At 34.4% G+C, this 13,322-nt stretch carries 11 protein-coding genes; 8 read left to right on the plus strand and 3 right to left on the minus strand.

What is annotated here, in order from left to right; genetic code table 11:
- Positions 1-278 precede the first annotated feature (278 nt).
- The 3 genes from infB to rimP all read right to left on the minus strand — a co-directional run bounded on the left by infB (position 279) and on the right by rimP (position 5,072).
- A complete protein-coding gene (gene infB, locus Q73A0000_RS11260; protein WP_193811037.1) occupies positions 279-3,176 on the minus strand; it encodes a translation initiation factor IF-2 in 2,898 nt (965 codons plus the stop codon).
- 74 nt (positions 3,177-3,250) lie between these two features.
- On the minus strand, positions 3,251-4,498 hold the full coding sequence (nusA, locus tag Q73A0000_RS11265) for a transcription termination factor NusA (protein WP_193811038.1): 1,248 nt from the start codon (positions 4,496-4,498) through the stop codon (positions 3,251-3,253).
- A gap of 106 nt (positions 4,499-4,604) precedes the next feature.
- Entirely contained in the window at positions 4,605-5,072 is a 468-nt protein-coding gene (gene rimP / locus Q73A0000_RS11270) for a ribosome assembly cofactor RimP (RefSeq protein ID WP_193811039.1), read from the minus strand.
- 188 nt (positions 5,073-5,260) lie between these two features.
- Between rimP and Q73A0000_RS11275 the strand changes: the two genes are divergently transcribed.
- The 8 genes from Q73A0000_RS11275 to Q73A0000_RS11310 all read left to right on the plus strand — a co-directional run bounded on the left by Q73A0000_RS11275 (position 5,261) and on the right by Q73A0000_RS11310 (position 13,319).
- On the plus strand, positions 5,261-6,571 hold the full coding sequence (locus Q73A0000_RS11275; RefSeq protein WP_193811040.1) for a UDP-glucose dehydrogenase family protein: 1,311 nt from the start codon (positions 5,261-5,263) through the stop codon (positions 6,569-6,571).
- Positions 6,572-6,756: 185 nt separating this feature from the next.
- Positions 6,757-7,605 carry an ABC transporter permease gene (locus Q73A0000_RS11280; RefSeq protein ID WP_193811041.1) on the plus strand — a complete coding sequence of 283 codons (849 nt, stop codon included), beginning with the start codon at positions 6,757-6,759 and terminating at the stop codon, positions 7,603-7,605.
- Between the two features lie 62 nt (positions 7,606-7,667).
- The gene (locus tag Q73A0000_RS11285) at positions 7,668-8,900 is read left to right on the plus strand and encodes a polysaccharide ABC transporter ATP-binding protein (protein WP_193811042.1); all 1,233 of its coding nucleotides are present in this window, start codon (positions 7,668-7,670) and stop codon (positions 8,898-8,900) included.
- 1 nt (position 8,901) lies between these two features.
- Entirely contained in the window at positions 8,902-9,678 is a 777-nt protein-coding gene (locus Q73A0000_RS11290; protein ID WP_193811043.1) for a class I SAM-dependent methyltransferase, read from the plus strand.
- Between the two features lie 129 nt (positions 9,679-9,807).
- Positions 9,808-10,713 carry a glycosyltransferase family 2 protein gene (locus Q73A0000_RS11295; protein WP_193811044.1) on the plus strand — a complete coding sequence of 302 codons (906 nt, stop codon included), beginning with the start codon at positions 9,808-9,810 and terminating at the stop codon, positions 10,711-10,713.
- A 117-nt stretch (positions 10,714-10,830) separates the two neighbouring features.
- A complete protein-coding gene (locus tag Q73A0000_RS11300; RefSeq protein ID WP_193811045.1) occupies positions 10,831-11,625 on the plus strand; it encodes a hypothetical protein in 795 nt (264 codons plus the stop codon).
- A 4-nt stretch (positions 11,626-11,629) separates the two neighbouring features.
- A complete protein-coding gene (locus Q73A0000_RS11305; RefSeq protein WP_193811046.1) occupies positions 11,630-12,442 on the plus strand; it encodes a glycosyltransferase in 813 nt (270 codons plus the stop codon).
- Complete coding sequence (locus Q73A0000_RS11310; protein ID WP_193811047.1) at positions 12,435-13,319, plus strand: glycosyltransferase; 885 nt, start codon at positions 12,435-12,437, stop codon at positions 13,317-13,319. The genes Q73A0000_RS11305 and Q73A0000_RS11310 overlap by 8 nt, the downstream gene beginning before the upstream one ends.
- The last annotated feature ends 3 nt before the right edge of the window (positions 13,320-13,322 follow it).

Raw genomic sequence — 13,322 nt, forward strand, 5'->3', positions numbered from 1 at the left:
ATATTTAAGCGACAAATATGTTAATAAATTTTAACATCAGCAATAATTATTTTCATAATGAAAAAATATCTAACATTAAAATTCATTATTTCACAACAATTAAAAACATTATGCGCAAAAAACATAAAAATTTCAGCCGGCTCAATCAATAAAAATCAAAGAAAATAAATTATAAACACATATGACGCATTTCAAAAGTCACTATTTAGAGTTATTCTAAATTTCAAGCACAAAAAAAACCCGCTAAAAACAGCGGGCTTTCAATAATATTTAAAGAATTATTTTAATTTTTTCTTCACTGAGATCTCTTCGTAGACCTCTAAGATGTCTCCAACTTCAATATCATTGTATCCTTTGATATTCAAACCACATTCGTAGCCTTTGGTTACTTCTTTTGCATCGTCTTTGAAACGTTTCAAACTTTCCAGTTCTCCATCGAATTTCACAATACCATCACGCAACAATCTGATTTTTGAATTTCTTGTTACTTTTCCGGTAAGAACCATACAACCAGCAATCGTTCCTACTTTCGTAATTTTGAAAGTTTCGCGTATTTCTACGTTACCGATTACCTGTTCTTTAATTTCTGGTGAAAGCATTCCTTCCATCGCTTCTTTCACTTCATCAATCGCTTTGTAGATAATTGAATAAGTTCTGATTTCGATTTCTTCTTTATCAGCTAATTCTTTTGCATTAACACCTGCTCTCACGTTGAATCCAATCATGATCGCATCTGATGCTGCTGCTAATAACACATCTGATTCAGTAATTTGCCCAACACCTTGGTGAATAATCTTAACGCTGATTTCCTCAGTAGATAAACTTTGAAGCTGATCAGATAGTGCTTCTACAGAACCATCAACGTCACCTTTAAGGATAATGTTTAATTCTTTGAAGTCTCCTAAAGCAATACGTCTTCCCAGTTCGTCTAGCGTTACGTGTTTCTTAGTTCTAACTGATTGTTCACGTTGTAACTGCTCTCTTTTGGTTGCAATTGTTTTCGCTTCTCTTTCGTCTTTGAATACTCTGAAACGATCTCCGGCAGTTGGTGCACCATCTAATCCCAGTACTGTTACCGGTATTGATGGTCCTGCTTCTTCCATATTTTTCCCTCTTTCATCAAGCAAAGCTTTTACTTTACCATGATTTTTTCCAGCGAGAACGTAATCTCCAACTTTTAAGGTTCCTGCTTGTACAAGAATAGTTGAGATATAACCTCTACCTTTATCTAAAGAGGCTTCGATTACTACACCACTTGCAGTTTTGTTAGGATTCGCTTTTAATTCTAATAGTTCAGCCTGCAATAATACTTTCTCTAAAAGAGCATCCATATTATTACCAAATTTCGCTGAAACTTCTTGCGACTGAACATTTCCACCCCATTCTTCTACCAATACATTCATTGCAGAAAGTTGTTGACGGATATTGTCTGGGTTAGAGTTCGGTTTATCCACTTTATTGATCGCAATAATCATTGGAACTCCCGCAGCTTGTGCGTGAGAAATTGCTTCTTTAGTTTGTGGCATCACGTCATCATCAGCAGCGATTACGATAATTGCAATATCAGTAATTTGCGCCCCTCTGGCTCTCATTGCGGTAAATGCCTCGTGACCTGGAGTATCTAAGAATGTAATTCTTTGACCGTTTTCCAACTTCACGTTATAAGCACCAATATGCTGTGTAATTCCACCAGATTCACCGGCGATTACATTGGTCTTTCTAATATAATCCAGCAATGAAGTTTTACCGTGATCTACGTGTCCCATTACGGTAACGATTGGAGCTCTAGCTACTAGATCCTCCGCAGTATCGGTATCTTCTTCTAATGCAGATTCTTCTACATCAGCATCAGAGAATTCAATGGTGTATCCAAATTCATCAGCAACAAGCAATAAAGTATCTGCTTCTAAACGCTGATTCATCGTTACCATAACTCCTAGAGAGAAACAAGCTGAAATTACTTCCGTTGGACTAACATTCATTAATGAAGCTAATTCACCTACCGTAATAAACTCAGTTATTTTCAGAGTTCTGTCAGCAGCATCGATTTCATCTTGACGCTCGTCTTGCTCTCTTCTGTAAACTCTTTTCTCTTTTCTATATTTGGCTCCTTTATTTTTCCCTGCCTTACTGGTCAGTTTTTCTAAAGTTTCCTTAATTTGATTTTTAACTTGCTCGTCAGTTAATTCAACTGGCATCACAGGACCTCTTCTTACAGGACCTCTGTTTCCACCACCTTGATAACCACCACCAGGACGGTTTCCACCACCACCCTGACCAGGTGGGCGATTTCCTTGACCTTGACCAGGAGGTCGGCTGCCTTGGCCCTGACCAGGAGGACGATTCCCCTGAGCTCCTTGTTGAGTTGCTCCACCAGTAGGATTAGGTTTTTCAATACGCTTTCTTTTCTTTTTGGCAGCGGCTGAATTTGCTGAAGGTTTTGGTTTATTAAACTGTGATAAATCAACAGTTTGTTTAAGGATTTTCACACCCTCTAATTTTTTATAAACCGTTTCAATTTTATCCGATTCAGGAGGCATTACCGCTTCCACTTTCGGAGCCTCTACTACCGGCGCTGGAGTTTCTACAACTGCAGGCGCAACGGGAGCTTCCTCTACTTTTTGTACAGGTGCTTTTTCCGCAATCGGCTCAGGCTTTTTGGGTTGATCTTTTTTGGATGATCTTGGCTTGTTGCCTTCAATCTTCGACAAATCAATTTTATCCAAAACCTTAAATTCCTGTTTTTCAGAAACAGGGGCTTTTTCAACAACTGGTGCTACTTCAGCAACAGGAGTTTTTTCAACCACAGGTTTTGGCTCTTCCGCTGGTGGAGCTGGCTGCTCTACCTTCACTTCAGATTTCTTTTGATCTAAGTCTATCTTCCCTAAAATTCTGGTTTCAGGTCTAAGACTTGCTTTGGCTCTTATTACCTCAGGCTGCGACGGCTCTATCTCCAGTTTTTCTTCCGGAACTTTAGCGATCACCACCTCATGAGAAGCTTTTCTTTGTTCCCCGTCTTTGCGGAACTCAGCTTCTAATGCAGAATATGCCGATTCTTCCAATTGAGCGTTCGGGTTACTTTCCACTTCGATTCCCTTGGCATGTAGAAATTCTACAAGTCTTGTCATCGAAATATTAAATTCCTTAACCGCTTTGTTTAATCTAATTTTTGGCATGTATACTTTATACTTTTATTTTATTTTTTGCAAAGTTAACCTATTTTAACTTTAGATACCGTATTTAGAAAATTTTAGTCTTCTAACTCTTCTTTCAGGATGCGTTTCACCTCCGTAATTGTCTCTTCTTCTAAATCAGTTAAACCTAGAAGCGCTTCTGTTTCTTTATCTAAAATACTTTTTGCAGTATTCAAACCAACCTTGCGGAACTCGTCGATAATCCACTGTTCGATATCGCCTTCTTCGGTTCCTGCGAACTCTCTTAATTCAACATCATCATCTTCACTCGCTTCTCTGTAAACATCAATATCATAACCGCTTAACCAAGAAGCTAATCTGATGTTTTGTCCTTGCTTACCAATTACTCTTGAAATTTCTTCAACCGGAGTATAAACTAACGCGTAGTTCGTCTCTTCGTTGATTTCAATTTTATTAATAGTAATATTTCCTAATGCTCTTTTCACCATGATCTCAGGGTTTTTTGACCACTGAATAACGTCGATGTTTTCGTTTTTCAACTCTCTAACAACTCCATGGATTCTAGAACCTTTTACTCCAACACAAGCTCCAACCGGATCGATTCTATCATCATAAGCATCTACCGCGATTTTCGCTTTTTCACCTGGTATACGAACTACTTTTTTCAAAATAATGGTACCATCCTGAATTTCTGGAATTTCCATTTCCAGTAATTTCTCCAAAAATTTTGGTGCAGTTCTCGAAACGATAATCTGTGGTTTTGATCCTTTAAAATCAACACTTTCTACAATCGCACGAATGCTTTCTCCTTTTTTAAAGAAGTCAGACGGAATTTGATTTTCTTTCGGTAAGATAAATTCATTCTCCTCATCATCCAACAAAATAACGTGTTTGTGACGAATATGGTGCACTTCACCGACTACGATTTCACCAATTTTATCTTTAAACTGCTCGTATAAAACTGCGTTGTTATGTTCCTGAAGTTTGGTCGCTAAAATCTGCTTCAGCGTCAAAATACTTCTTCTTCCTAATTGCTCGATTGGAATTTCTACGGAGAAATCATCATCAATTTCGAAAGTTGGATCTATTTTTTTTGCTTCAGAAATTTCAATTTCCAAGTCATCATCTTCAGACATTTCGTCTGCTACAATTTTCTTATTTAAAAATATCTGAAAATCTCCTTTATCTGGATTCACAATTACATCAAAATGATCGTCGGAATCAAATCTTTTTCTTAATAATGTTTTCAAAGAATCCTCGATAATTGCCATCAGGTCAATCTTGCTGATGTTTTTGTCTTCTTTGAAATCGCCAAATGCTTCAATCAATGCTAAACCGTCCATTAATATATGTTTTGTTTAAGGTTTGAAATATAAAGTTTTTACCCTTTAAATTTAATTCAATTTATCATAAAAGAGTGCCTAATTAAAAATTATCACTCTTTTGTTTTTAGAACTTTATTGCAACTAGTGCTTTTTTAATATCGGAATAAGGTATTTCTCGCTCTTCAACTACATCTACTTTTCCTTTTCCGATTTCTTTCGGTTTTCGGTATTTTAGAATTAAGGTGATTTTATCATCCTCTACCTTCGTTAATTCTCCTTCAACTTCTGAAGAGTCATTCATTAACAATTCCAGAGACCTACCGATGTTTTTACGATACTGTCTTGGAGTATTAAGTGGCTCACTTAAACCCGCGCTCATTACTTCTAAAGAGAAATCATGTTCGTCACGATCCATATTAAACTCAATTGCACGACTTGCATCTAAGCAATCCTGAAGGGTCACTCCATTATCACCGTCGAGAATTACCCTAACATGATCAGACACAGAAAATTTAATATCAATCAAAAAAAGATCTTCTCTTTCTGCTAAAAAATCGTTTAATAGTTGTTCTACTTGCGCTTTAATCTCCATATCTTTCTAAAATACTCTACGAAAAAAGGCTTTCTTCCGAAGGCCTTTTCATTATAATATCCGTAAATCTTTTGCAAATATACATCTTTTTAATAAAATGACAAAATAATTATATTTTATTGGAAGAGCAATAAACAGCGTACAAACGATTAATTCATATATTTGCAACAACATAAAAAACTTAAATTGTGAATATTACTATCGTTGGAACTGGCTATGTAGGCTTGGTTACGGGAACTACTTTAGCAGAATTAGGAAACACCGTTTACTGTGTTGATATTGATGCTAAGAAAGTAGAACGCATGAAGCAAGGCATCGTTCCTATTTATGAGCCTGGACTCGAAGAAATGTTCCTTAGAAATATTCAAGCACAAAGATTGTTTTTTACGACAGATATTAAAGAAGCACTTGAAAAAAGTGAAGTTATTTATTTGGCTTTACCAACTCCACCAGGAGAAGATGGTTCTGCCGACTTATCTTACGTACTTTCTGTAGCCAATCAAATTGGTGAAATGATTACCGATTACAAAGTGGTGGTGAATAAATCAACCGTTCCTGTTGGGACAGCAGATCGAGTTCGAGAAACCATTGCTACTAAAACAAAAATCCCTTTCGATGTCGTTTCTAATCCAGAGTTTCTTCGGGAAGGATTTGCCGTGGAAGACTCAATGAATCCTGCGCGAGTTATCGTTGGAAGTGAATCTGAAAAAGCTCAGGAAGTGATGGCGAAAATCTATCAACCTTTTACCAATATTGGAATTCCAATTATTTTCATGGATGAGAAATCGTCTGAATTAACCAAGTACGCAGCAAATTCTTTTCTAGCAGTAAAGATTACGTTCATGAATGAAATCGCTAACTACTGTGAAAAAGTTGGAGCTGACGTTGACAAAGTTCGTTTAGGAATGGGTTCTGATGACAGAATCGGACATCGTTTTCTTTTCCCTGGAATTGGTTATGGCGGAAGTTGTTTCCCGAAAGACGTGAAAGCTTTAATTAAATCCGGAAAGCAAGAAGGATTTGATTTCCAAATTTTAGAAGCGACCGAAGAAGTAAATCAAGCTCAAAAAGTAATTCTCGTTTCTGAAATTGAAAAGTATTTTAAAGGAGATTTAAAAGGGAAAAAGATCGCACTTTGGGGATTAGCCTTTAAAGCGAATACCGATGATATTAGAGAAGCTTCTTCTTTAGATAATATTAAACTATTATTAGAAAAAGGTGCAGAGATTACTGCCTATGATTCTATTGCGGAAGAAAATGTACGTCACGTTCTTGGTGACCAAATCTCTTATGCGAAAGACATGTATTCTACTTTAGAGAATGCTGATTGTCTTTTGATCGCCACCGAATGGAGTGAGTTCAAAAACCCTAATTTCGAAATGATGGCGCAGAGAATGAATAACAAAGCCATCTTCGACGGAAGAAACATGTTTGCTTTGGAGCAAGTTGAAGATAAAGGATTTTTCTATAAATCGATTGGTAGAAAAACGTTGGGATAAAACTTAAACGACTTATAGCACAGTATTATTTGAAGATAGAGAACAGTATGTTTGACCAAAAAAAAATCACACTGAATAAAACCTATTACATCTTATAGTAAGATAATCTTCATTACGATATAGCGTCAGCGAACTTTCAAAAATTCATTAATTTACCCTATTTTTACATAAACTTATTAGCACAAATGAGCGAACCTCAACAACAATGGACGGAAACTATTGAATCCAGCCACTCCTTATTCGATCTAAAACTTGCCGAAGTTTGGCGGTACAAAGATTTGGTTTACATGTTCGTAAAAAGAGATTTCGTTTCTTCTTTTAAACAAACGATTTTGGGTCCCATTTGGTTTTTCATTAATCCCATATTTACTACAATTGTTTATTTGGTTGTCTTTGGAAACATTGCCAATTTATCGACAGATGGCGCCCCAAAAATTTTATTTTATTTAGCTGGTGTTACGCTGTGGAATTATTTCTCATCTTGCTTAACTGGAGCTTCCAGCGTATTCACAAGTAACGCCGCAATATTTGGAAAAGTATATTTCCCAAGATTAGTGATGCCATTAACAATAGTCATTTCTAATCTAATGAGGTTTGGAGTACAGATGGGATTATTTATAATCGTTTTCATTTATTACTATTTCAAAGGAGAAGTACAGCCCAATGTCTGGATTTTAGCTACGCCTTTTTTAATTGTATTAATGGCTGCATTTGCATTGGGAATGGGAATGATTTTTTCTTCCTTAACTACAAAATACAGAGATATACAAATGTTACTAGGTTTCGGAGTGAGTTTATTTATGTATGTTACACCAGTAATCTACCCGCTTTCTGCACTACCAGCAAGATTCAAAAACATCGCCTATTACAACCCACTCTCGGGAATTTTCGAATGCTTTAAATACGGCTGGATGGGAGTTGGCGAATTTTCGGGAACAATGTTGCTCATTAGTACTGTCATTATTTTTACATTATTAGCAATTGGCACCGTAGTCTTTAATAAAGTAGAAAAAGGATTTATGGATACGGTATAAATGAGTAATGGATAGATAACGAAACAAACACGAATAAAAAAAAGATTTAATTTAATAAAAATATGCTTGCATTAAAGGCAGAAAATATATCTAAGCAATATCGTCTCGGTCAAGTAGGAACCGGAACGCTTTCGCACGACCTCAATCGTTTTTGGCATCAAGTTCGGGGAAAAGAAGATCCTTATTTAAAAATCGGAGAAGCCAATGACCGAGCTAATAAAGGCGAAAGTGAATATGTTTGGTCTTTACGCGATATCAATTTTGAAATCGAACAAGGCGATGCTGTAGGAATTATTGGTAGAAATGGTGCTGGAAAATCTACTCTTTTAAAATTATTAAGTAAAGTTACAAAACCAACCACCGGAAAAATTTACACCAATGGAAGAATTGCTTCTCTCCTGGAAGTTGGAACCGGTTTTCATCCCGAAATGACCGGTCGCGAAAATATTTATTTGAACGGCGCCATCCTCGGAATGACCCGAAAAGAAATTAAACGTAAATTTGATGAAATCGTAGACTTCTCTGGTGTTGAAAGATACATTGACACGCCGGTAAAAAGATACTCTTCAGGAATGTATGTTCGTCTGGCATTTGCAGTTGCTGCGCATTTGGAATCTGAAATCTTGATTGTTGATGAAGTATTGGCAGTGGGAGATGCAGAATTTCAGAAAAAGTGTTTGGGGAAAATGGGCGATGTTAGCAAAGGAGAAGGTAGGACTGTTTTGTTTGTGAGTCATAATTTAACAGCTGTTTCACAACTTTGTAATTCAGGTATTTATCTGAAAAACGGTATCCTTACAAAAAAAGACACAATTAAAAACATCACCAATCTGTATCTAAAAGAGTCAGAAAAAGGAAAATCCTTTTTTATTACGGAAGAAGATAGAAACGACAAAATATTCTTTAAAAAAATCACTATTCTTAACTCTAATCATGAATCAGAATCCTCATTTGACTTTAATAACGAAATTATAATTGAATTCGAAATAGCAAATAATGGCAACATTAACAATGCGAACATTTTTGTCACAATTCAGGACGCACACCAAAACAGAGTTTTTTCCGCAGAAGTCGTTTTAAATAAAAATCAAAGCAAATATCAGTTGATTATAGAACCTAAATTTTTATGCGCTGGATCTTATAATATAACTACCTTTCTTCATGTTCCACAACTGTTTAGATATGATGAGTTAGCAAACGTTTGCCATTTTGACGTGATTGATACCGCTTCAGAATTTGTGATTCACGGCAGCTATCATCATGGCGTAGTTTATGGAAAATATAAATGGAAATAATATGAAAATACATTTACTTAAAAAAGACCACGTGGTCATTAACAAAACTGAACTTACTAAAATTAGTTTGGCCGAGCAATATCTGACTAATGATTACCATATAAAGGCTGAAATAGCAACAAAGGCTGAGATTAATAAAAACCCTTTGAGATCCGATATTATCAATTTTATCTTACAGAATTTTAAAAGAGAAACTTGTTACCTGGAAATTGGAGTTCGACATACGAATGAAAATTTTGACCTTATACGATCAAAAATAAAATACAGTGTTGATCCAGGATATGAATCAGAGACAAACGATGTGGATTTCAAAATGACAAGTGACGAATTTTTCGCTGGATTACGGGAAGGAACTTTTCTAAATGAACAATTGAAATTTGATGTTATTTTTATTGATGGTTCACATTTAGCAGATCAGGTACAAAAGGACATTAATAATTCTCTAGAATACCTTGCAGATGACGGCTATATTGTAATGCATGATTGCAATCCACCCACAGAATTCCACGCTTCAGAGAATTACTATTATCGAATATCGCCTTCAGGTGGATATTGGAACGGAACTACTTGGAAAGCTTTTTATAATGCTAGAAAAAGAACAGATATTTTCAGCTGTTGTATTGATACAGATTGGGGAATTGGAGTGATTTCCAGAAAAGTTGATTTAGGAAAACCGACAAATGTGAAAAATGATTTTTTTGAATATTATATCCTTAACAGAAATAGAGAAGAATCTCTTAATTTAATTACGTTCGAAAAATTTAAATCTTATTTCTAATGTCTTTAATATATTATCACAAATATCCCTCTTTAAAAGTGAATAAACTTCTGTACCAATAAGTTTATTTCTTTTCATTTGATAGTTTACAATACTTTAAAGTCATTTAACATTTAATTAAAGGCAGGAATGAATCAATTAGCCATCGTTATCCCTTATTACAAAATAAATTTTTTCGAAGAAACTCTGAAATCTGTTGCAGCACAAACTAATAAAAATTTCACTCTGTATATTGGCAATGATTCAAGCCCTGATAATCCATTCCCTCTAATTCAAAAAAATTTTCAAGAAGGTGAGTACAAGTATTTTGAATACAAAGATAATTTAGGTAGCAAAAATCTCGCTTTGCAATGGGAAAGAATTCTTGAAAATGTAACAGAAGATTGGTTTCAAATTTTAGGAGACGATGATACCATATCCGCTAATTTCGCAGAGGAATTTTACGAAAATCTGCCTTTAGCCAATCAACAAAATACGAATGTTTTGAAATTCAGTCAGTGTTTCATTAATGAGACTGGCGAAAGAACTAATGAATTCACACATTATCCAAAAACAGCTTCATCGAAATTAATCTGGCGAAGTAAATATGTAGAGAAACACAGAAGCAGTTTGTCCGAACATATTTTCAGAACAAAAACGTACCGTAAATATAAATTCAAACCTTTTCCACTTGCGTGGTATTCCGATGATTTAGCTGTTCTTGAATATAGCGAAGGCAAGGAAATCATCTTTATTGACCAAGCGAAAGTTCATATAAGAATGTCTGCAGTTAACATCTCTTCATTAACGAATAATGACGCAGAAAAACAGAAGGCAAGACAACAATATCTGGAAATCATTTTAAACAAACATTCGTATTTATTTAAAAAAAAAGAACTTATAAAGGAATTTAATGATTATCTTTATCTAACATGGAAAAATAAATATCCCAGCAAATTAAATTTTTTACCGATTTACCTCAAGACGAAACCTTGGTATAAAATTCTTAAAATCCCTTACCAAAAATCTCTTTTAAATAAAAACAGCAAAATGTAATGATAACAATTTTAATCCTTTTTCATTATTAATATGTCTTTTCAAAAAAAGCACATCCAATTTATTAAATATCTCAAAGGAATTTGGGCGAAATTGCAGGCACATAAAAGACGCGCAATGCTACTTTTCGAGGTTCTTCATTTAACCTTTCTAATGAAGTTTGACAGCAAGGTGCGAAGTCAAATTAAAAACCACAAAAGCATTCCTGTTATTATTATTAATTTTAATCAGCTTTACTACCTTAAACAACTAATTAACTTCCTTCAAAAAAGAGATTTTTCCAACATCGTAATTATTGACAATGCATCATCTTATAAACCTCTTTTAGAATATTATAGAAAAATCAAAGATAAAGTAGTTGTGGAAAGTCTCGAAAATAATTTGGGTCATGATGTTTTTTTCAAAAATAAAAAGCTTCAAAAAAAATATGGCAAAGGATTTTATTTCCTCACCGACTCTGATATCATACCAAATGAAAAACTTCCCGATGATTTTGCAACTACAATGCTAAATTATCTTTTTAAATATTATAAAAGAGTAAATAAAGTGGGTTTCGCAATCGACACTCAAAATATTCCGGATTATTATCCTCTCAAAGAAAAAGTTAACATTTGGGAAAAAAGATATTGGTTAGCAGAAATTGAAAAAGAAGTATATTTTGCTAATATTGATACAACTTTTGCGCTGTACAAACCAAAATATCCGAAAACATTTTTTAAATTATTTGACTTTATGACTGGACTTAGGCTAGCTGGTAATTTTACTTGCAAACACGGAGGTTGGTATATTGATCCAAAAAACCTGACTGAAGAAAATCGATATTACATACAAACAGCCAATAAATCTTCATCGTGGAAACTTGATGAGAATGGTAAGCAAGTTTCTGAAGAATATGACCATTTTATAAAATAAAAACATGCTCTCAATCATTATTTCTTCTTACCAGGAAAAATATTTTTCTACATTGCAGAAAAACATTGCAGAAACTATAGGCATTGATTATGAAATCGTAAAAATCGAAAATCCTAATTTGATGGGAATCTGCGAAGCGTATAACCATGGTGCAAAAAAGGCAAAATATGAAAACTTGCTTTTTATACATGAAGATGTGGAATTTATTACCCAAAATTGGGGAGACCTTCTTATACAATTCCTAAATCGTCCAAATTGGGGAATTATAGGACTTGCTGGATGTAAATATGTTCCAAACGTACCTTTTGCGTGGTGGGATAAATTTGAGAATTCCTTTAGGAATCTTCACCAATTTAATAAAAATACTGAGGTTCGAAATTATAATATTTCAGAATACAAGGAGGTCTTAGCAATTGATGGTGTATTTCTTGCGTGTAGAAAAAAAATTCATCAAGAGTTTCCCTTCAATGAAAACATCAAAGGTTTTCACGGATATGATCTCGATTTTTCAGTTCGTGTCGCAGAGAAATATTCTAATTTATTGGCCCATAATATTAAACTCAAACATTTTTCAGAAGGCAACCCAAACAAAGAATGGTGGGATGATATTTTGAAAAACAGAAAATTATTCAAAGCTCCATCAAAACAAAAAATAGACAAAAAAACAGAACTCTATTTTTACCGCAAATTAGAAGAAAGGCTTAATTTAAACCATTCAAAGCATAAAAAGAAAATTCTGCTTCGCTATAATGACCCTCGTTTTATAGGTTTTAAAATATCTTTAAAAAATATCTTTAATCTGATATTTAATGACTAAAATCTCTATCATCGTCCTCACCTACAATCATGCAGTATTTATACGTGAAAATTTGGAGGGAATTTTAATGCAAAAAGTAGATGCTCAAGTTGAATTGATTATTTGTGACGACCATTCCACCGACAACACCGCAGTGGTTGTAAATGACGTCATTAGTCTTGTTCCAGAAAACTTTGAGGTGAAATTTTTTCAACATGATAAAAATATCGGAGCGACTCCCAATTTCTATTTTTCAATGGAACAAGTAACCGGTGATTTTGTGGCTTTTTGCGAAGGTGATGATTATTGGACCGATCCTGAAAAACTTCAGATACAACTTAACTTCCTTCGTTCTAATCCAGATTACAGTCTTTGTTTTCATACCGCAATTAATATTTCTGACGACCCAGAAATTAATGAAACCTTATTTTCTAAAGTCGAAGAACGTGAATATTCAGCTATAGAAATTTATAAACACTGGGTCATACATACCGCAACGGTAATGATGCGCTCCGAAGTTTTGAAATCTGAAGCTAAAAAAATTACTTTAAGAGAGCCTGATTTACAATACTTCGACACTGTTTTATTTTTAGCAGCTTCCAACATTGGAAAACTTCATGGAATTTCCAGAAAAATGTCAGCATACAGAAGGCATGAAGCCGGACTTTCCGCAGGGAAAATAAATTTTAAACGAGATTTGAGACATAATAAACTCGACCAAATTATCGGTAAATATTACGGCGGAGAAATTAAAAAATTATCCAACTGGCAGATTTTTTCGCGATCCAACCTTAATTTTAATATTTTAGTGAAAGAAAATAGAATTTTTGCTGCATTAAAATTTTTACCTTGGCTTTTGCGAAACCGAATCTTTATCTATAATTGGATGAAAAAATAACTC

Origin of the sequence: Kaistella flava (ex Peng et al. 2021), assembly GCF_015191005.1 — a bacterium.
In the GTDB taxonomy this organism is placed as follows: domain Bacteria; phylum Bacteroidota; class Bacteroidia; order Flavobacteriales; family Weeksellaceae; genus Kaistella; species Kaistella flava.

Excerpts from the sequence above, each read along its gene's own strand:
- infB (WP_193811037.1), bottom strand. The coding sequence starts at position 3,176 with ATGCCAAAAATTAGATTAAACAAAGCGGTTAAGGAATTTAATATTTCG.
- nusA (WP_193811038.1), bottom strand. The coding sequence starts at position 4,498 with ATGGACGGTTTAGCATTGATTGAAGCATTTGGCGATTTCAAAGAAGAC.
- rimP (WP_193811039.1), bottom strand. The coding sequence starts at position 5,072 with ATGGAGATTAAAGCGCAAGTAGAACAACTATTAAACGATTTTTTAGCA.
- Q73A0000_RS11280 (WP_193811041.1), top strand. The coding sequence starts at position 6,757 with ATGAGCGAACCTCAACAACAATGGACGGAAACTATTGAATCCAGCCAC.
- Q73A0000_RS11285 (WP_193811042.1), top strand. The coding sequence starts at position 7,668 with ATGCTTGCATTAAAGGCAGAAAATATATCTAAGCAATATCGTCTCGGT.
- Q73A0000_RS11290 (WP_193811043.1), top strand. The coding sequence starts at position 8,902 with ATGAAAATACATTTACTTAAAAAAGACCACGTGGTCATTAACAAAACT.
- Q73A0000_RS11295 (WP_193811044.1), top strand. The coding sequence starts at position 9,808 with ATGAATCAATTAGCCATCGTTATCCCTTATTACAAAATAAATTTTTTC.
- Q73A0000_RS11300 (WP_193811045.1), top strand. The coding sequence starts at position 10,831 with ATGCTACTTTTCGAGGTTCTTCATTTAACCTTTCTAATGAAGTTTGAC.
- Q73A0000_RS11305 (WP_193811046.1), top strand. The coding sequence starts at position 11,630 with ATGCTCTCAATCATTATTTCTTCTTACCAGGAAAAATATTTTTCTACA.
- Q73A0000_RS11310 (WP_193811047.1), top strand. The coding sequence starts at position 12,435 with ATGACTAAAATCTCTATCATCGTCCTCACCTACAATCATGCAGTATTT.